Origin of the sequence: Mycobacterium sp. MOTT36Y, from assembly GCF_000262165.1 — a bacterium.
Lineage (GTDB): Bacteria > Actinomycetota > Actinomycetes > Mycobacteriales > Mycobacteriaceae > Mycobacterium > Mycobacterium intracellulare.
Genome location: NC_017904.1, coordinates 3,976,426 through 3,995,004, shown reverse-complemented (window position 1 = coordinate 3,995,004; position 18,579 = coordinate 3,976,426). Strand labels below are relative to the sequence as shown.

Below are 18,579 nucleotides of genomic sequence, written 5' to 3'. Positions count from 1 at the left end.
AGCCGCCGTGCGGCTGCACGTGCGGGGCGTGGGACTGCCCGACGAGACCGAGATCCAACTGTGGATCGTCGACGGCCGCATCAGCACCGAACCGGTCGCCGGCGCCGACACCGTCTTCGACGGCGGATGGATCGTGCCCGGGCTGGTGGACGCCCACTGCCACGTCGGCCTGGGCCATCACGGCGAGATCCCGCTCGACGAGGCGATCGCCCAGGCCGAGACGGAACGCGACGTCGGGGCGTTGTTGTTGCGGGACTGCGGATCGCCCACCGACACGCGCAGCCTCGACGACCGCGACGACATGCCCCGCATCATCCGCGCCGGCAGGCATCTGGCCAGACCCAAGCGCTACGCGGCGGGGTTCTCGCGCGAACTGGAGGACGAGTGGCAGCTGCCGGACGCGGTCGCCGAGGAGGCGCGCCGCGGCGACGGCTGGATCAAGCTCGTCGGCGACTGGATCGACCGCGGCGCCGGCGACCTCGCGCCACTGTGGTCCGACGACGTCCTGGCGGCCGCGATCGAGGCCGCCCACGCCCACGGCGCCCGGGTCACCGCGCACGTCTTCAGCGAGGACGCGCTGCCCGGCCTGATCAACGCCGGCATTGACTGCATCGAACACGGCACCGGCCTGGACGACGACACCATCGAGCTGATGGCCTCCCGCGGCACCGTGCTGGTTCCCACGCTGGTCAACGTCCTCGAGAATTTCCCCGGCATCGCCGAGGCCGCCGCGAAGTATCCGGCCTACGCCGCCCACATGCGCGACCTGCACGCGCGCGGCCCGTCGCGTATCGCCGCGGCGCGGGAAGCCGGCGTGCAGATATATGCCGGAAGTGACGCCGGCACCATGGTCGCGCACGGTCGCATCGCCGACGAGGTCGAAGCGCTCAAGGGCATCGGCATGAGCCCGACGCAGGCGCTGGGGGCGGCCTGCTGGGACGCGCGCCGCTGGCTCGGCCGCCCCGGCCTCGACCACGGCGCCTCGGCGGACCTGCTGTGCTTCGCCCGCGACCCGCGGTCGGGGCCCGCCGTGCTGAACAATCCCGATCTGATCATGTTGCGCGGCAAGATCTTCCGTTCACCGGCGTAGCCGGCGCGTCGCGGTCGCCGCGGCCGCTCGGTGACGCAGACTAACCAGCGCTTCCGGGCACCGCCACGCTGCGCCGAAGAAAGATTGCGAGTGCTTGCTATCTATGTTAGCGTTCGGCAACGATGACCGGAAGGACGCCATGGCCTACGACGTGATCATTCGCGACGGATTGTGGTTCGACGGCACCGGCGCCGCGCCGCTCACCCGCACACTGGGCATCCGCGACGGTGTCGTGGTCGCCGTCTCGGCCGAGGCGCTGGACGAGACCGGTTGCCCCGAGGTGATCGAGGCGGCCGGCAAATGGGTCGTGCCCGGCTTCCTCGACGTGCACACCCACTACGACGCCGAAGTGCTGCTGGACCCCGGCCTGCGCGAGTCGGTGCGCCACGGTGTCACCACCGTGCTGCTGGGCAACTGCTCGTTGTCGACCGTCTATGCCGATTCCGAGGACGCCGCCGATCTGTTCAGCCGAGTGGAGGCGGTTCCGCGCGAATACGTCTTCGGCGCGCTGAGTTCGGGCCGGACGTGGTCGACGGCGGCGGAATACGTCAAGGCGATCGACGCCCTGCCGCTGGGCCCCAATGTCGGTTCGCTGCTTGGTCATTCGGACCTGCGCACCGCGGTGCTCGGACTGGAACGGGCCACCGACCCGACGATTCGGCCCACCGACGACGAGCTGAAAAAGATGGCGGCGCTGCTCGACGAGGCGCTGGACGCCGGGCTGCTCGGCATGTCCGGGATGGACGCGGCCATCGACAAACTCGACGGCGAACGTTTCCGGTCCCGCGCGCTGCCGTCCACCTTCGCGACCTGGCGGGAACGGCGCAAACTCATCAAAGTCCTGCGCAAGCGCGGCCGGATCCTGCAGAGCGCACCGAATCTTCAGAACCCGATCCTGTCGCTGATGTTCTTCTTGACCAGCAGCCGAATCTTCGGGCGCGGCAAGGGAGTCCGGATGAGCATGCTGGTCTCCGCGGACGCCAAGTCGATGCCGCTCGCCGTGCACACGTTCGGGCTCGGCACCCGGGTGCTCAACACCCTGCTGCGCTCGGCCGTGCGGTTCCAGCACCTGCCGGTGCCGTTCGAATTGTATTCCGACGGAATCGATCTGCCGGTGTTCGAGGAGTTCGGGGCGGGCACCGCAGCGCTGCACCTGCGGGATCAGTTGCAGCGCAACGAACTTCTGGCCGACGAGGCCTATCGTCGTCGGTTCCGCCGCGAGTTCGACCGCATCAAGCTCGGGCCGTCGCTGTGGCACCGCGACTTTCACGACGCGGTCATCGTCGAATGCCCCGATGCGTCGTTGATCGGCAAGAGTTTCGGTGCGATCGCCGACGAGCGTGGCCTGCACCCACTGGACGCGTTCCTCGACGTGCTCGTCGAAAACGGCGAGCGCAACGTCCGGTGGACCACCATCGTGGCCAACCACCGGCCCAAGCAGCTCGACAAGCTCGCCGCCGACCCCAGCATCCACATGGGTTTCTCCGACGCCGGCGCGCACCTGCGCAACATGGCGTTCTACAACTTTGCACTGCGCATGCTCAAGCGCACCCAGGACGCGCACCGGGCCGGGGCGCCCTTCCTGTCGATACAGCAGGCGGTGCACCGGCTCACCGGCGAACTGGCCGAGTGGTTCGGCATCGACGCCGGCACGCTCAGGGTCGGCGACCGCGCGGACTTCGTGGTCATCGACCCGGCCGGTCTCGACGAATCCGTCGACCGCTACCACGAGGAAGCGGTGCCGTTCTACGGCGGCCTGCGCCGCATGGTCAACCGCAACGACCAGGCCGTCGTCGCGACCGGCGTGGGCGGCGTCGTCGTGTTCGGCGGGGGCCGATTCCGCGACGGCTACGGGCAAACCGTGACGTCGGGCCGCTACCTGCGGGCCGGCGAGCGCGCCCGCCGACCACAGGGCGCCCTGGCCCAGAGCGCGTGACATGGCCAGAACCCAGCAACAGCGCCGCGAGGAAACCGTCGGACGGCTCATTGACGCCTGCATCGCCACCATCATCGAGGTCGGCTACGCCCGGGCGTCGGCCGCGGTGATCACCAAGCGGGCCGGGGTGTCGGTGGGCGCGCTGTTCCGGCACTTCGACACCATGGGCGACTTCATGGCGGCGACGGCGTCGGAGGTGCTGCGCCGTCAGCTGGAGTCGTTCACCAAGGGGGTCGCCGAGATACCCGCCGACCGGCCGGCCCTGGGGATCCTGCGTGACATCACCAGCGGTCCGGCCAACGCCGTCATCTATGAACTGCTGGTGGCCGCCCGCACCGACGAAAAGCTCAGGGAGACTTTGCAACACGAGCTCGGGCAGTATGCGGCGAAGATCCACGACGCCGCCCGGGCGCTCCCGGGCGCCGAACGCTTCCCCGAGGACACCTTCCCGGTGTTCGTGGCGCTGATGACCAACGTGTTCGACGGCGCCGCCGTGGTGGAAGGCGTGCTGCCGCAACCGGACATCGCGGCCCAGCGGATCCCGGTGCTGATGGCGCTGCTGACCGCCGCGCTGCCGGATTGAGCTGCGCGAGCAGACGCGAAAGCACGCGACACGCCGGGAAATTGGGTGCTTTTGTGTCTGCTCGCGGCGCTCGGGCGAGCGGTACTACAGCGAGCCGATGCCGGCCTGCGGGCTTTGCGCGAATCCCCAGTCGAACAACGTCGCCGCCTGATCCCAATACGACGGCCCGCCCTCTTTCACCAACCCGTACATCATGGCGATCACCAGCCGGCGGCCGCCGCGCGCGGCGGCGCCGACGAAGGTCTTGCGGGCGGCGTTGGTGAACCCTGTCTTGCCGCCGATCGCGCCGGGGTAGCGCTGCAGCAGTTCGTCCTGGTTGGTGATGAGCCGGTCGCCGTTATCGCCGGGGAACATCGCCGACGGCTCGGCGGTGATCTGCGCGAACACCGGATTGGCCATCGCCGCGCGGAAGATCACGGCCAGGTCGTGCGCCGTCGACGAGCCCGACCCACCGGGGCCGTCGAGGCCGGACGGCGTCGCCGCGTGCGTGTTGGTGGCGCCCAGCGAGGCCGCCTTCGCGTTCATCTTGGCGACGGTGACGTCGGGGCCGCCCAGCATGTGGGCCAACGTGTTGGCGGCGTCGTTGCCCGAGACCAGCAGCAGGCCGTCGAGAAGCTGGCGCGCGGTGTAGGTGCGGCCCGGTTTGATGCCGACGCAGTTGCATTCGACCTGGGTGTCGGCGACATCGGCGACGACGGTGGAATCCAGGTTCACCGAATCCAGGACCACCTGGGCCAGCAGCGTCTTGATCGTGCTCGCCGGCGGGTGGGCCACGTTCTGGTCGCGGCCGGCGAGCACCTGACCGCTGTCCAGATCGGCGATGATCCACGTCTGCGCCGGGCCGTCGGGGATGGGGATCGAGCCGATCGGTTGGCTGCTGTCGGCGCGCGAGAGGGGGACAGGGGCACCGAACGCGACGACGGCGAGCAGCGCCGCGGCCATCCCGGACACCGAGCCCACGAGCTTCCGCATGGGCCGAGAGTCTAACTTCCGGCCCTTGTCGGCGCGGATTTTCGTCTACTGTCCGATGCATGTTGAGCCTGGCCGAGATATCCGACCGCCTTGAGATCCAGCAGCTTCTGGTGGATTACTCCACCGCCATCGACAATCGCCGCTTCGACGACCTGGACCGGGTGTTCACCCCGGACGCCTACATCGACTACACGGCGCTGGGCGGCATCGAGGGGCACTATCCCGAGGTCAAGAAGTGGCTGGCCGAGGTGCTGCCCAACTTCCCGGTGTATGCCCACATGCTCGGCAATTTCTCGGTGCGCATCGACGGGGACACGGCGTCGTCGCGGGTGATCTGCTTCAACCCGATGGTGCTCGGTGGCGATAACGAGCAGGTGCTGTTCTGCGGCCTCTGGTACGACGACGAGTTCGCGCGCACCCCCGAGGGCTGGCGGATGACCCGGCGCGCGGAGACCAAGGTCTTCCAGAAGGTGATGTGAGGCTCGACCGGATGGTGGCCACCCGCCGCGCCCGGCCGGGCCGCGCGTGCGATCGCCACGATTTCTGATCGCCGCCCCTGGTCTGGCACAATAGGCGGCTGTCCGCCGAGCGATCACGCATCGCCGGCCGGTCAGAAACGCGAGGCAAAACCGGATCCGGGCATTCCCGCCCCGATCGCTGAATTGCAGCGTGACACACACAGGAGAAGTCGCTCAACCATGGCTGTCAAGATCAAGCTCACCCGGCTTGGCAAGATCCGCAATCCCCAGTACCGCATCGCCGTCGCCGACGCGCGGACCCGGCGCGACGGTCGCTCCATCGAGGTCATCGGCCGGTATCACCCGAAGGAAGAGCCGAGCCTCATCGAGATCGACTCCGAGCGCGCCCAGTACTGGCTGTCCGTGGGCGCCCAGCCCACCGAGCCCGTCCGCAAGCTGCTGCAGATCACCGGCGACTGGCAGAAGTTCAAGGGTCTGCCCGGCGCCGAGGGCCGCCTGAAGGTCAAGCCCGCCAAGCCCAGCAAGCTGGAGCTGTTCAACGCCGCGCTGGCCGAGGCCGAGGGCGGACCGACCACCGAGGCCGCGAAGCCGAAGAAGAAGTCCCCGGCGAAGAAGACCGCGAAGGCCGCCGAGGGCGAGTCCAAGGCCGAGTCCGAGGGCGCCGCGCAGACCGCCGAGACGAAGCCGGCCGAGGCGCCCGCCGAGGGCGGCGAGCAGGCCGAGTCGACCACCGAGAGCTGATCGCGGCGATGAGTACGGTTGTCGTTGACGCTGTTGAGCACCTGGTTCGCGGGATCGTTGACAACCCCGACGACGTCCGGGTGGACATGGTGACCAGCCGCCGGGGGCGGACGGTCGAGGTCCACGTCCATCCCGACGACTTGGGCAAGGTGATCGGCCGCGGCGGTCGCACGGCGACCGCGCTGCGCACGCTGGTCGCCGGTATCGGCGGTCGCGGCATCCGCGTCGACGTGGTGGACACCGACCAGTAGAGAACCCCGGTGGAACTGACCGTCGGGCGCGTCGTCAAAGCGCACGGGATCGGCGGCGAAATCGTCGTCGAAATCCGCACCGACGACCCGGACGCCCGGTTCGCGCCGGGTAATACGTTGCGCGGCAAGGCTTCTCGCGGTGGTGGGGAGCGGGATTTCGTCGTCGAGAGCGCGCGTGAACACGGCGGGCGGCTGCTGGTGCGGCTGGCCGGCATCACCGACCGCGACGCCGCCGACGCGCTGCGCGGCACCCTGTTCGTCGTCGATTCCGACGATTTGCCGCCGATCGACGAGGCCGACACCTACTACGATCATGAACTCGAAGGCCTGCACGTGCGGACGATCACGGGACACGACGTCGGTGTCGTCGCCGAGGTCCTGCACACCGCCGCGGGGGAGTTATTGGCGGTGCGGCGCGAATCCGGGGAGGCGTTGGTGCCGTTCGTGACCGCGATCGTGACGTCGGTGTCGCTGGACGACGGCACCATCGAGATCGATCCGCCCGAAGGCCTCCTGGATCTGTAGGGCCTTGAAAGATGAGAATCGACGTCGTCACGATCTTTCCCGCCTACCTGGACCCGCTGCGGCAATCGTTGCCGGGCAAGGCGATTCAGTCCGGGCTCGTCGATTTGGCGGTACACGACCTGCGGCGGTGGACGCACGACGTGCACCGCTCGGTCGACGACGCCCCCTACGGCGGCGGCCCGGGGATGGTGATGAAGGCGCCGGTGTGGGGTGATGCCCTCGACGAGATCTGCTCCGGCGAAACGCTTTTGGTGGTCCCGACGCCGGCCGGCGCCCTGTTCACGCAGGCCACCGCCGCGCGCTGGAGCGCCGAGAAGCACCTGGCGTTCGCGTGCGGCCGCTACGAGGGCATCGACCAGCGCGTCATCGAGGACGCCGGGCGGCGGATGCGGGTGGAAGAGGTCTCCATCGGCGACTACGTGTTGCCGGGCGGCGAGTCGGCTGCCGTCGTGATGATCGAGGCCGTGCTGCGGCTCCTCGACGGCGTCCTGGGCAATCCCGCGTCGCGCCATGATGATTCGCACTCGCCGGCGCTGGATCGCCGCCTGGAGGGCCCCAGCTATACCCGGCCGCCGAGCTGGCGGGGGTTGCAGGTCCCCGAGGTCCTGCTCTCCGGTGATCATGCGCGGATCGCCGCGTGGCGACGGGAGATCTCGCTGCAGCGCACCCGCGAACGCCGCCCGGAGCTGCTGGACCCAGGGGACTAGAGGCCGCGCGCCACCGCGTCGATGCGGCCCTCGGGAAAGATCGTCTTGACCGCGCGGGTGATGGTGTCCCGCGCGGTGGCGTCGTCGGAGGCCTGCAGGGACTGGACCACCATGATGTAGCGGCGGTCGGCCCCGATCACGCCCGTCGACAGGTGCATCCAGTCGCTGCCGATGCAGCACATCCAGCCCTGCTTGACGGCGACCGGTTCGGCGTACAGGCCGTCCGGGATGCCGAACCGCTGCGGGTAGCCGTCGACGCCGTTGGGGGTGGACTGGGCCAGGTCGTTGACGATGATCTTGGCCTGGTCGGCGGGCAGGCCCCCGGAGCCGTCCAGCAGCATCTCGTAGTAGCGGATCAGGTCGGTCACCGAGCTCATCGTGTTCCACCAGCGCCCGTCGCTGGGCGGGGTGGTGGACGCGAGGCCGTACCGGGCGGCCACCTCGGAGATGATGGCGGACCCGCCGCCCTGCCCCCAGAACCGCTCGGCGGCGCCGTCGTCGGAGGACTGCAGCATGATGTCGAGCGCCTGGCGGTCCTCGGCGCTCAAAGCGGCCTTGCCCTCGGCCTGGTGCAGCAACAGGTCGTCGGCGATGAACAGCTTCGCCACCGACGCGGTGCCCACGACCTGGCCGTTGCCGTTGGAAACCAGCTGGTGGGTGCGGCGATCGAGAATGGCCACCGACAGCGCGGCGCCGCTCGCGGCGGCCTCCTCGGTGGCCTGCTGGACGCGGGCCTGTAGCGGGGCCGACCCCGCGACCGGCAGCGCCTGGGGCGGCTGGGGCTCCTGCGGCGGTGTGGCGGCCTCGAGCATCAGCGCCGCCGACTGCGGTGGTGCGGGTGCCGGCCGCTGCGGGATGACCCGAACGGGCGCGTTGACCGGCAGGCTGTACACCTTGGCCTGAACCAACGCCTCGGAACCGGCGGCGACCACCAACGTCACCGCCGCGGTGGCGGTGAGCAGCGTCAGCGGCCGTACCCGCATTCCACTCCTTCCGCGCGACTTCGGACGTGACTTGGACACAGTGCAACGGCGGGATCCCTCGCGCCACCCGTACCGGCCGTCACGCAATGGTGCGGGTAGCGCGTTCCGACCCCAGTCATATGTACCATTCACCAGCGCATTCGGCTCGCAGCGAACCGCCTACTTCGTGTGATTTTCGCGGCACGCGCACCGTCTGGCACAATTGACCAGTTGTCTCCAGCGGCTGCAGGCCGCCTGCGCCATTTCCCGCCCGCTGCGAGATACGCCAGAAAGCCCATCGGCTCGGCGACCGCCTCACACCTACGTGTGGGTAGCTGCCGTCGGCCGCGACCTCAAGGAAGTGTCTCTCAGATGAACCGGCTGGACTTCGTCGATCAGGCGTCGCTGCGCGACGACATCCCGGTTTTCGGCCCGGGCGACACCATCAACGTGCACGTCAAGGTCATCGAGGGCGCCAAGGAGCGCATCCAGGTGTTCAAGGGCGTGGTGATCCGCCGCCAGGGCGGTGGCATCCGCGAGACCTTCACCGTCCGCAAGGAAAGCTATGGCGTCGGCGTCGAGCGGACCTTCCCGGTGCACTCGCCCAACATCGACCACATCGAGGTCGTGACCCGTGGTGATGTCCGCCGCGCCAAGCTGTACTACCTGCGGGAGCTTCGCGGCAAGAAGGCCAAGATCAAGGAGAAGCGCTGAGCCGGGACGCCTTGGCGGCGCTGGTGATTCGCCTTACGGGTTTCCGAAGCGGATCACTCGCCGGCTTGCCGGGCGACAACCTGTGCTGGCTACGCTGATCACGTGACCGACACCGCGGATTCATCTAACCCCCAGTCCCACGCTGGCGAATCAGATCCGAAGGTCTCTACGCGCAATCCGGAGACGCGCCCCGACGACGCCGACGCGGCCGACCGGCCGGTCCCCGAACCAGGTCAACCGGACCAGGCGTCCGAGCCCGCCGGCGCCAAGCACTCCACGCTGCGCGAATTCGCCCTGCTGGCGGTGATCGCCGTCGCGCTCTACTACGTCATGTTGACGTTCGTCGCGCGGCCCTACCTGATCCCGTCGGAATCGATGGAGCCCACGCTGCACGGCTGCACCGGCTGCGTCGGCGACCGGATCATGGTGGACAAGATCAGCTACCGGTTCAGCGCGCCGAGCCCCGGCGACGTCATCGTCTTCAAGGGGCCGCCGCCGTGGAACCTCGGCTACAAGTCGATCCGGTCCAACAACACCGTGCTGCGCTGGATGCAGAACGCGCTGTCGTTCATCGGCTTCGTCCCGCCGGACGAAAACGACCTGGTGAAGCGGGTCATCGCGGTCGGCGGGCAGACGGTGGCGTGCCGGGCGGAGACCGGGCTGACGGTCGACGGCAAGCCGCTGAAGGAGCCGTACCTGGATCGCAACACCATGGCGGCCGACCCGTCGGTCTACCCGTGCCTGGGCAGCGAGTTCGGGCCGGTCGCCGTCCCGGCCGGGCGATTGTGGGTAATGGGCGACAACCGGACGCACTCGGCGGATTCGCGCGCCCACTGCACCAGCGTGCCCGCCGAGGCGCTCAAGGGCGTGCTGTGCACGGGCGACCCCACCACGGGGACCGTGCCGGTGTCCAATGTGATCGGCAAGGCCAGGTTCATCGTGTGGCCGCCGTCCCGGTGGGGTGGCGTGGAGTCGGTGAACCCGCAGCAGACTCGGTAACCATGGCCACGACGTGGCCGCCGCGCACGGTGATCCGGAAGTCGTCAGGGTTGCGCACCCTGGAGTCGGCGCTGTACCGCAACGGGCTGGGCCCGGTGGCCGGCGTCGACGAGGTCGGCCGCGGCGCCTGCGCGGGCCCGCTGGTGGTGGCCGCCTGTGTGCTCGGCCCGGGGCGAATGGAAAGCCTTGCCGCGCTTGATGATTCCAAGAAGCTCACCGAGGCCGCCCGGGAGAAGTTGTTCCCCCTGATCCGCCGCTACGCGTTGGCCTACCACGTGGTGTTCATCCCGCCCGCCGAGGTGGACCGGCGCGGTGTGCACGTCGCCAACATCGAGGGGATGCGCCGCGCCGTCGCCGGGCTGTCCGTGCGGCCGGGCTATGTCCTCAGCGACGGTTTCCGGGTGCCCGGCCTGGCGGTCCCGTCGCTGCCGGTCATCGGTGGCGACGGGGTCGCGGCGTGCATCGCGGCGGCCAGCGTGCTGGCGAAGGTCAGCCGCGACCGGCTGATGGTGGCCATGGAGGCCGATCACCCCGGCTACGGCTTCGCCCTGCACAAGGGCTACAGCACGCCGGCGCACAGCACGGCGCTGGCGCGGCTGGGCCCCTGCCCGGAGCACCGCTATTCGTTCATCAACGTGCGGCGCGTCGCGAACGGATCGGGCACCAGGCTGGTGGCCGACTGCGATCCGGACCCACCGCTGCAGCGCGACGGATATCGGTGAGGAAAGATGGGACCAGGGTCCCGGGGACACCATGTGGGAGAAGGACGTCTGAGCGGATGAGTGGCAGATGAGTGCAGAAGATCTCGAAAAGTATGAAACCGAGATGGAGCTCTCGCTGTACCGCGAATACAAGGACATCGTCGGCCAGTTCAGCTACGTCGTGGAAACCGAACGGCGCTTCTACCTGGCCAACAGCGTGGAGATGACGCCGCGCAACGCCGACGGCGAGGTCTACTTCGAGCTGCGGTTGTCGGACGCCTGGGTGTGGGACATGTACCGGCCGGCGCGGTTCGTCAAGCAGGTGCGCGTGGTCACCTTCAAGGACGTCAACATCGAAGAGGTCGAGAAGCCCGAGCTGCGGCTCCCCGAATAGCGCCGTTCAGGCGTTCGGGGGCAGCTGGTTTTCCGCGAGGGCGGGCAGCTGGCCGCGTTGCTCGATCACCGCGCGGGCGACCTCGGCCAGCTTGATGTTCAGCGCCTGGGAATGGCGGCGCAGCAGGTCGAAGGCGTCGTCCTCGCTCATGTCGTGCAGCAGCATCAGCATGCCGACCGCCTTGCCGATCTCGCGGTTGCTGAGCAGCCCCCGGCGCAGGCTGGCGGCGTCTTCCCCCTTGGCGACCGCGTTGATGGCGACGCTCGCGAAGGCCGCCAGCACCGCCGCCCGCCCGGCGGCCTCGGCGTCGAACATGTTCGGGGTATCGCTGAACAGGTTGAGCGCCGCGCCTTTGCGTTTGTCGACCAGGAGCCGAAATCCCATCGCCCCCCGCACCGGTGTCTCCGCGACCAGCACCGCCGCCAGCTTGGGCCACATCGACGGCGTGGTGAGGTCGGGCTCGATCTGGGGCGTCTCCTCCTCGATCGCATCGATGCACGGGCCGTCGCCGGCGCGGCGTTCCAGCTCGTCGACCTGCTGCGCCAGCCGGTCGCTGGCGCCGACGGTGACGTACCGGTCGTTCTCGCGCACCATCAGGCTGGCGTGGTCGCAGCCGCGGATGGCCAGGGTGGCGGCGACACAGATGGCCGCGTACATCTCGTTGGCATCCGAGCCCCGGTAGATGATTTCGGCCAGAGCTGCGAAAACCGTCGCGGGGTCGGCTTTCTCCCCACCAGTCGGGAGCGCCCCCGCGCGGGCTTTCGGGTCCTCCGCCATGTTGTTGCCTCGTTTCTTGCGGTGTCGACGGCGTAGCCTGTCGATCGCGGTAGATTATCGGCCGCCGACCCAACCCTTACACGCGGTTTGGTCCGGTTGCAGCGGATCGGCGCATGCTGCCGGCCGCCGTCGACCGGTGTGACGTTCCCCGGGCGGAGTTTCGGCTGGCCGCGGACGGGAAGGACGTCTGAATGGGTGTGACCGTCGCGGTGACCGGACCCACCGGCGAGATCGGGATCTCCGCGGTGACGGCGCTGGAGCGCGAACCCGCCGTCGACGCCGTGATCGGGATGGCCCGCCGGCCGTTTGACCCGTCGTCACGAGGCTGGCTGAAGACCACCTATCAGCAGGGCGACATCCTGGACCGCCAGGCCGTCGACGCCCTGGTTGCTCGGGCCGACGTGGTGATCCATCTCGCCTTCATCATCATGGGCTCGCGCGACGAGAGCGCCCGCGTCAATCTGCAAGGGACCCGCAACGTCTTCGAAGCGACGGTGGCCGCCGAGCGGCCGCGGCGCCTGGTGTACACCTCGTCGGTGGCGGCCTACGGCTACCACTCCGACAACCCCGTCCCGCTGACCGAGGACGTGCCGGTGCGGGGGTCCGCCGAGCATTACTACTCCGCACAGAAGGCCGCGTGCGAGGCGATGCTCGCAGACATCACGAAGGATTCGGCGCTGGAGATCTTCGTCTTGCGCCCGTGTGTGGTCGCCGGGTCCAACGCCACCGCCCTCGCCGACGCCATGCCGTGGAATCAGCTGCCCGGCCCGCTGCGCGCCATTGTCAAGGCACTCAAGGCCGTTCCGATGCTGAAGCCGGTGGTGCCGGATCCGGGTTTCCCGCTGCAACTGGTTCACCACGACGATGTCGCGTCCGCGATCGCGCTGGCGGCGACCGCCCCGGCGCCGCCGGGGGCCTACAACATCGCCGGTGACGGCGTGGTGTCGGTGGCCGACGTGGCCAAGGCGTTGGGCGGGCGGCCGGTACGGGTCCCCGCCGTCGCGGCTTCAGCGGCGTCGGCGGCGATCTCGCGGGTTCCGCTGGTGCCGTCCATGCTGGAATGGCTGCACACCGCGCGCACGTCGATGGTCATGGACACCACCAAGGCCAAGACCCAGCTGGGCTGGCGGCCCGTTCACACCTCGGCGCAGGCCTTGGCGGCGCTGGCCGGTGCGGTCTGAGACGGTCTGGGCCGGTCTGGGACCGGAGAGCGCGCCGCCGGGCCGCCAGGCGGTAATTTGTTGCTGTGAGGTCTCACCGTTCGGCCGTGTCTAGGCCTGCCGCCGCCGATTACGACGAACACGCGGTCACCGTCACGCCGCGTAAGCGCGAGGCGGCGGGCGTTCGGGCGGTGATGGTCTCGTTGCAGCGGGGGTTCGAGCAGATGGGCGCGCTGCGCACCGCCGCGGCGCTGGCCCGGCTCAACCAGCGCAACGGCTTCGACTGCCCCGGCTGCGCGTGGCCCGAGGAGCCGGGTGGGCGCAAGGTGGCCGAGTTCTGCGAGAACGGCGCCAAGGCCGTCGCCGAGGAGGCCACGAAACGTACTGTCACGCCGGAATTCTTCGCCCGGCACTCGATCGCCGAGCTGTCGGCGAAGCCCGAGTATTGGCTGTCCCAACAGGGCAGGCTCACCGAGCCCATGGTGCTGCGCCCCGGCGACGACCACTACCGGCCGATCGGCTGGGACGACGCCTACCGCTTGATCGCCGATCAGTTGGCCGGCCTGGGCAGCCCCGATGAGGCGGTGTTCTACACGTCGGGCCGCACCAGCAACGAGGCCGCGTTCTGCTATCAGCTACTGGTCCGGTGCTTCGGCACCAACAACCTGCCGGACTGCTCCAACATGTGCCACGAGTCCTCGGGCTCGGCGCTCACCGAGTCGATCGGAATCGGAAAGGGCTCGGTCACCGTCGAGGACGTCGAGCTTGCCGACCTGATCGTCATCGCCGGACAAAACCCGGGCACCAACCACCCGCGGATGTTGTCGGTGTTGGAGAAGGCAAAGGCCAACGGCGCCAAGATCATTGCGGTGAACCCGCTGCCCGAGGCCGGATTGATCCGGTTCAAAGACCCGCAGAAGGTGCGCGGCGTCGTCGGCCACGGCATCCCGATCGCCGACGAATTCGTGCAGATCCGTCTCGGCGGTGACATGGCGCTGTTCGCCGGGCTGGGCAGGCTGCTGCTCGAGGCCGACGACCGCGCCCCGGGAACCGTCATCGACACCGCGTTCGTCGAGGCGCACTGCGCCGGGTTCGACGAGTACCGGCGTCGGACCGTCGACATCGACCTGGACGACGTGTTCGCCGCCACCGGGATCGAGCGCCGGCAGCTCGACCGCGTCGCCGCCATGCTGATGGCGTCGCGGCGCACGGTGGTGTGCTGGGCGATGGGCCTGACCCAGCACGCCCACGCGGTCGCCACCATCGGCGAGATCACCAACGTGCTGCTGCTGCGCGGCATGATCGGCAAGCCGGGCGCGGGAGTCTGCCCCGTCCGTGGGCATTCCAATGTGCAGGGCGATCGGACGATGGGCATCTGGGAGCAGATGCCCGAGGAGTTTCTGGCCGCCCTGGATCGTCGGTTCGGCATCACCACTCCCCGCAAGCACGGGTATGACACCGTGGCTGCGATCCGGGCGATGCGCGACGGGCGGGCCAAGGTGTTCGTGGGTATGGGTGGTAACTTCGCGTCGGCCACCCCCGATACCGTCGTCACCGAGGCCGCCTTGCGCAATTGCGCGCTGACCGTGCAGATCTCGACCAAACTCAACCGCAGCCACCTGGTGCACGGGAACACCGCGCTGATCCTGCCGACACTCGGGCGCACCGACCGTGACATTCGTGACGGTCGGAAACAGGTTGTCTCGGTTGAGGATTCGATGTCAATGGTGCACTTGTCACGCGGCAGGCTGCGCCCACCGAGCGACCAGCTGCGCAGCGAGGTGGAAATCGTCTGCCAGCTGGCCCTAACGATTCTCGGTGCGGCGCACCCGGTTCCGTGGGAAAGCTTCGCGGCCGACTACGACACCATCCGCGACGCGATCGCCGCGGTGGTCCCCGGCTGCACCGATTACAATCGCAAGGTGCGTCAGCCCGACGGGTTCCAGCTCCCGCACCCGCCGCGAGACACACGTGAATTCCACACCAGCACGGGGCGGGCCAACTTCGCGATCAACCCGCTGCAGTGGGTGCCGGTGCCGCCGGGCCGACTGGTGCTGCAGACGATACGCAGCCACGACCAGTACAACACCACGATCTACGGCCTCGACGACCGTTACCGCGGGGTCAAGGGCGGGCGTCGGGTGGTGTTCGTCAACCCCGCCGACATCGAAGCCCTCGGCCTGACCGAGGGCGAGCGGGTCGACCTGGTGTCGGAGTGGACGGACGCCGACGGCGGGCTTCAGGAGCGGCGCGCGAAAGACTTTCTGGTGGTTGCGTATTCCACTCCGGCCGGTAATGCCGCGGCCTACTACCCGGAGACCAATTCGCTTGTTCCACTGGATCACACGGCGGCGAAATCGAACACGCCGGTGTCGAAAGCCGTCGTCATCAGGGTGGAGCCCGCGACGGCCGCGTTGCCGGCTACCGGCGGTGAAATGGCGTAGTGGGGCACGTAACGTCGCGTCGCCGGGTGACGCATCTGAGGGCCGAGAAGGCGACCACCCGGGCGGAAACCCTGGTGGTCGAGGAGCCTTTGGAGATCCGGGTCGACGGGGTGGCGGTCACCGTGACGATGCGCACGCCGGGATCGGATATCGAACTCGCCCAAGGCTTTCTGCTCACCGAGGGGGTCATCGGTGGCCGTGACGACGTGCACACCATCCGCTACTGCGCCGGGCGTGGCGATGACGGCGCGAACACGTACAACGTGCTGGACGTGACGCTGGCGCCCGGTGTTCCCAAACCGGACCTCGATGTCACCCGCAACTTCTACACCACCTCGTCGTGCGGGGTGTGCGGCAAGGCTTCGCTGGATGCGGTGCGGTTGGTCAGCCGGTTCACTCCGGGCGCCGATCCCGCCACTGTCGCGGCGAGCATGTTGAAAACGATGCCCGGCCAACTTCGTTCCGCACAAAAGGTTTTCGACAGCACCGGGGGGGCTGCACGCGGCGGCGCTGTTCGGCGTCGACGGCGAGATGCTGGTGGTGCGCGAGGACGTCGGCAGGCACAACGCGGTCGACAAGGTGATCGGCTGGGCGTTGGAGCATCAGCGGATACCGCTGCAGGCCTGCGTGCTGCTGGTCAGTGGGCGGGCGTCGTTCGAGCTGACCCAAAAGGCCGTGATGGCGGGGATTCCGGTGCTGGCGGCCGTGTCCGCGCCGTCGTCGCTGGCGGTTTCGCTGGCCGAGGAGTCCGGCATCACGCTGGTGGCGTTTTTGCGGGAGGATTCGATGAACATCTACACCCGGGCCGACCGCATCACGTAACCCGATGGGTGCCGCGCCATCGGCTGTGGATGGATGCCGCACTGGGGATAACCGGCCGGTGCGGGCGGGTGCGGGCGCCGGTGGCGGCCCGCTCCGTCGGGGCCGCCGGGCACGGTGGCTCGCATGACGACCGAAACGACGATGACCCGGATCCAGCTGGGGGCGATGGGCGAGGCGCTCGCCGTGGATCATCTGACGCGGGCGGGATTACGGATCCTGCACCGCAATTGGCGCTGCCGCTACGGCGAACTCGACATCATCGCCTGCGACGACGCCGGCACGGCGGTGTTCGTCGAGGTCAAGACCCGCACCGGTGACGGTTACGGGGGGCTGGCTCATGCCGTCACCCCGCGCAAGGTCCGGCGGCTGCGCCGGCTGGCCGGGCTGTGGCTGGCCGGCCAGGATCGGCGATGGGCGGCGATCCGCATCGATGTGATCGGGGTGCGGGTCGGGCGCCGCCGCACCCCCGAGATCACCCATCTGCAAGGGATCGGCTGATGGCGCTGGGGCGCGCGTTCTCCGTCGCGGTGCGCGGCGTGGACGGGGAGATCGTGGAAATCGAGGCCGACATCGCTTCCGGACTGCCGGGCGTGCACCTGGTGGGCCTGCCCGACGCCGCGCTGCAGGAGTCGCGCGACCGGGTCCGGGCCGCGGTCGCCAATTGCGGCAACGCCTGGCCGCAGGCCCGGCTCACATTGGCGTTGTCGCCGGCGACGTTGCCGAAGATGGGGTCCGTCTACGACATCGCGCTGGCCGCCGCGGTGCTGTCGGCGCAGCGGAAGAACCCGTGGGACCGACTGGAGAAAACGGTGCTGCTGGGCGAGCTGTCGCTGGACGGACGGGTCCGGCCGGTGCGCGGAGTGCTGCCCGCGGTGCTGGCCGCCAAACGGGACGGATGGCCGGCCGTGGTGGTCCCGATGGACAACCTCGCCGAGGCGAGCCTGGTGGACGGCATCGATGTGTGGGGCGTGCGGACCCTGGGTCAGTTGCAGAAATGGCTCGGCGGCACCGGCGTCCTGGACAACCGGATCCATGCGGACGGCACGGCTGAGGAACCGGTGGTGGATCTGGTCGACGTGATCGGACAGGCGCAAGCGCGGTTCGCGGTGGAGCTGGCCGCCGCCGGGGCGCACCACCTGATGCTTACCGGCCCGCCGGGAGTGGGCAAAACGATGCTCGCGCAACGCCTTCCGGGCCTGCTCCCGCCGTTGACGGAGAGCGAGTCGCTGGAAGTCACCGCGATCCACTCGGTGGCCGGGTTGCTGTCGGGGGACACGCCGTTGATCACCCGGCCGCCGTTCGTGGCGCCGCATCACAGTTCCAGCGTCGCGGCGCTGGTCGGCGGCGGCTCCGGGATGGCCCGCCCGGGCGCTGTCAGCCGGGCTCATCGTGGGGTGCTCTTCCTCGACGAGTGCGCCGAGATCCGGGTTAGCGCGTTGGAGGCCCTGCGAACACCGTTGGAGGACGGCGAAATTCGCCTCGCCCGCCGCGACGGCGTGGCGTGCTATCCGGCCCGGTTCCAACTGGTGCTGGCCGCCAACTTGTGCCCCTGCGCGCCGGCCGATCCGCAGGACTGCATGTGCCCGGCGGCGACCAAACGCCGCTACCTGGGCAAGTTGTCCGGGCCGCTGCTGGATCGCGTGGACCTCCGGGTGCAGATGGATCCGGTGCGGGCAAAGGCGTTCTCGCGTCGCGACGGCGAATCCACGGCACAGGTCCGTCAGCGGGTGGCGGCCGCGCGTGAGGCCGCCGCGCAGCGTTGGCTGCCGCACGGTTGCCGCACCAACGCCGAGGTCAGCGGGACGCTGCTGCGGCGAAAGTTCCGCCCCGGCAACGCGGTGATGGAGCCGCTGCAAAAGGCGCTGGATCATGGGCTGCTCAGCATCCGCGGCCTCGATCGCACGTTGCGGGTCGCGTGGAGCTTGGCGGACCTGGCCGGCCGCACATCGCCCGGGCTCGACGAGGTCGCCGCCGCGCTCAGCTTCCGCCAGCCCGGGGCGCAGCGATGAGCGCCGCGGCCGACCGGCAGCCCGGGTCACCAGCGCGCCATCGTCAGCCAATCGGTGTGCCCGCCCCGCACCGCGATCGCGACGCTCACCAGGATCGCGAACGCGCGGGCGAATTGTGCCATGGCACGCCCGCTTTCGCGACGGTGTTCCATCTCGCGCAGCGCGACGCAGGCCAGGCCGATGCTGATGAGGGGGATGGGAAACCCGATCCAGCTGACCATACTCAGCACGAACGCCGAGACCGCCCAGGGGTTTTTGGGGCGCTCGGAGGCCGGGCACGCCATCGACAGGTCGAGCATCATCGTTCGCTCCG

The 18,579-nt window shown here is 69.2% G+C and carries 19 protein-coding genes and 2 pseudogenes; 17 read left to right on the top strand and 4 right to left on the bottom strand.

Going from position 1 to position 18,579, the window contains the following annotated elements; genetic code table 11:
- Positions 1-7 precede the first annotated feature (7 nt).
- The 3 genes from W7S_RS17970 to W7S_RS17960 all read left to right on the top strand — a co-directional run bounded on the left by W7S_RS17970 (position 8) and on the right by W7S_RS17960 (position 3,609).
- Positions 8-1,090, top strand: a complete 1,083-nt coding sequence (locus W7S_RS17970) for an amidohydrolase family protein (RefSeq protein ID WP_008258908.1) — start codon at positions 8-10, stop codon at positions 1,088-1,090.
- Positions 1,091-1,193: 103 nt separating this feature from the next.
- A complete protein-coding gene (locus tag W7S_RS17965; RefSeq protein WP_008258907.1) occupies positions 1,194-3,026 on the top strand; it encodes an amidohydrolase family protein in 1,833 nt (610 codons plus the stop codon).
- Between the two features lies 1 nt (position 3,027).
- Positions 3,028-3,609 carry a TetR/AcrR family transcriptional regulator gene (locus tag W7S_RS17960; protein WP_014712076.1) on the top strand — a complete coding sequence of 194 codons (582 nt, stop codon included), beginning with the start codon at positions 3,028-3,030 and terminating at the stop codon, positions 3,607-3,609.
- 84 nt (positions 3,610-3,693) lie between these two features.
- Here W7S_RS17960 and W7S_RS17955 read toward each other — a convergent pair whose 3' ends face one another.
- The gene (locus W7S_RS17955) at positions 3,694-4,581 is read right to left on the bottom strand and encodes a D-alanyl-D-alanine carboxypeptidase family protein (protein WP_008258904.1); all 888 of its coding nucleotides are present in this window, start codon (positions 4,579-4,581) and stop codon (positions 3,694-3,696) included.
- Positions 4,582-4,640: 59 nt separating this feature from the next.
- On the opposite strand from W7S_RS17955, the gene W7S_RS17950 reads away from it, so the two are divergent.
- The 5 genes from W7S_RS17950 (at position 4,641) to trmD (ending at position 7,284) form a co-directional block, all read left to right on the top strand.
- Complete coding sequence (locus tag W7S_RS17950) at positions 4,641-5,060, top strand: nuclear transport factor 2 family protein (protein ID WP_008258903.1); 420 nt, start codon at positions 4,641-4,643, stop codon at positions 5,058-5,060.
- A 219-nt stretch (positions 5,061-5,279) separates the two neighbouring features.
- Complete coding sequence (gene rpsP / locus W7S_RS17945; RefSeq protein WP_008258899.1) at positions 5,280-5,801, top strand: 30S ribosomal protein S16; 522 nt, start codon at positions 5,280-5,282, stop codon at positions 5,799-5,801.
- A gap of 8 nt (positions 5,802-5,809) precedes the next feature.
- A complete protein-coding gene (locus tag W7S_RS17940) occupies positions 5,810-6,052 on the top strand; it encodes an RNA-binding protein (protein ID WP_003878715.1) in 243 nt (80 codons plus the stop codon).
- A gap of 9 nt (positions 6,053-6,061) precedes the next feature.
- Positions 6,062-6,577, top strand: coding sequence for a ribosome maturation factor RimM (gene rimM, locus W7S_RS17935; protein WP_008258891.1), 516 nt, complete (start codon positions 6,062-6,064; stop codon positions 6,575-6,577).
- 11 nt (positions 6,578-6,588) lie between these two features.
- Entirely contained in the window at positions 6,589-7,284 is a 696-nt protein-coding gene (gene trmD / locus W7S_RS17930) for a tRNA (guanosine(37)-N1)-methyltransferase TrmD (RefSeq protein WP_008258887.1), read from the top strand.
- On the opposite strand, the gene W7S_RS17925 is transcribed toward trmD, so the two are convergent.
- Positions 7,281-8,267, bottom strand: a complete 987-nt coding sequence (locus W7S_RS17925; RefSeq protein ID WP_008258885.1) for a hypothetical protein — start codon at positions 8,265-8,267, stop codon at positions 7,281-7,283. The two genes, trmD and W7S_RS17925, sit on opposite strands and share 4 nt — an antisense overlap.
- A 351-nt stretch (positions 8,268-8,618) precedes the next feature.
- On the opposite strand from W7S_RS17925, the gene rplS reads away from it, so the two are divergent.
- The 4 genes and pseudogenes from rplS to W7S_RS17905 all read left to right on the top strand — a co-directional run bounded on the left by rplS (position 8,619) and on the right by W7S_RS17905 (position 11,054).
- Positions 8,619-8,960 (top strand): 50S ribosomal protein L19, encoded by a 342-nt coding sequence (rplS, locus tag W7S_RS17920; RefSeq protein ID WP_007775353.1) that lies wholly within the window; start codon positions 8,619-8,621, stop codon positions 8,958-8,960.
- A 102-nt stretch (positions 8,961-9,062) separates the two neighbouring features.
- Positions 9,063-9,959, top strand: a complete 897-nt coding sequence (lepB, locus tag W7S_RS17915; protein WP_008258883.1) for a signal peptidase I — start codon at positions 9,063-9,065, stop codon at positions 9,957-9,959.
- Between the two features lie 2 nt (positions 9,960-9,961).
- Positions 9,962-10,733: pseudogene (locus tag W7S_RS17910) on the top strand (ribonuclease HII).
- 15 nt (positions 10,734-10,748) lie between these two features.
- On the top strand, positions 10,749-11,054 hold the full coding sequence (locus W7S_RS17905; protein ID WP_003875077.1) for a DUF2469 domain-containing protein: 306 nt from the start codon (positions 10,749-10,751) through the stop codon (positions 11,052-11,054).
- Between the two features lie 6 nt (positions 11,055-11,060).
- On the opposite strand, the gene W7S_RS17900 is transcribed toward W7S_RS17905, so the two are convergent.
- Entirely contained in the window at positions 11,061-11,831 is a 771-nt protein-coding gene (locus W7S_RS17900) for a GAF and ANTAR domain-containing protein (RefSeq protein WP_008258879.1), read from the bottom strand.
- Positions 11,832-12,022: 191 nt separating this feature from the next.
- On the opposite strand from W7S_RS17900, the gene W7S_RS17895 reads away from it, so the two are divergent.
- The 5 genes and pseudogenes from W7S_RS17895 to W7S_RS17875 all read left to right on the top strand — a co-directional run bounded on the left by W7S_RS17895 (position 12,023) and on the right by W7S_RS17875 (position 18,266).
- Positions 12,023-13,012 (top strand): NAD-dependent epimerase/dehydratase family protein, encoded by a 990-nt coding sequence (locus W7S_RS17895; RefSeq protein ID WP_008258878.1) that lies wholly within the window; start codon positions 12,023-12,025, stop codon positions 13,010-13,012.
- A gap of 65 nt (positions 13,013-13,077) precedes the next feature.
- A complete protein-coding gene (locus W7S_RS17890; protein ID WP_170320604.1) occupies positions 13,078-15,435 on the top strand; it encodes an FdhF/YdeP family oxidoreductase in 2,358 nt (785 codons plus the stop codon).
- Positions 15,435-16,257: pseudogene (fdhD, locus tag W7S_RS17885) on the top strand (formate dehydrogenase accessory sulfurtransferase FdhD). The gene W7S_RS17890 and the pseudogene fdhD overlap by 1 nt, the downstream one beginning before the upstream one ends.
- Positions 16,258-16,380: 123 nt before the next feature.
- The gene (locus W7S_RS17880; RefSeq protein WP_008258875.1) at positions 16,381-16,755 is read left to right on the top strand and encodes a YraN family protein; all 375 of its coding nucleotides are present in this window, start codon (positions 16,381-16,383) and stop codon (positions 16,753-16,755) included.
- Positions 16,755-18,266, top strand: a complete 1,512-nt coding sequence (locus W7S_RS17875) for a YifB family Mg chelatase-like AAA ATPase (protein ID WP_008258874.1) — start codon at positions 16,755-16,757, stop codon at positions 18,264-18,266. Before W7S_RS17880 ends, W7S_RS17875 begins: the two co-directional genes overlap by 1 nt.
- Before the next feature lie 26 nt (positions 18,267-18,292).
- Here the strand turns inward: W7S_RS17875 and W7S_RS17870 are convergent, their stop codons facing one another.
- The gene (locus tag W7S_RS17870) at positions 18,293-18,568 is read right to left on the bottom strand and encodes a DUF4190 domain-containing protein (protein WP_008258872.1); all 276 of its coding nucleotides are present in this window, start codon (positions 18,566-18,568) and stop codon (positions 18,293-18,295) included.
- Positions 18,569-18,579 lie beyond the last annotated feature (11 nt).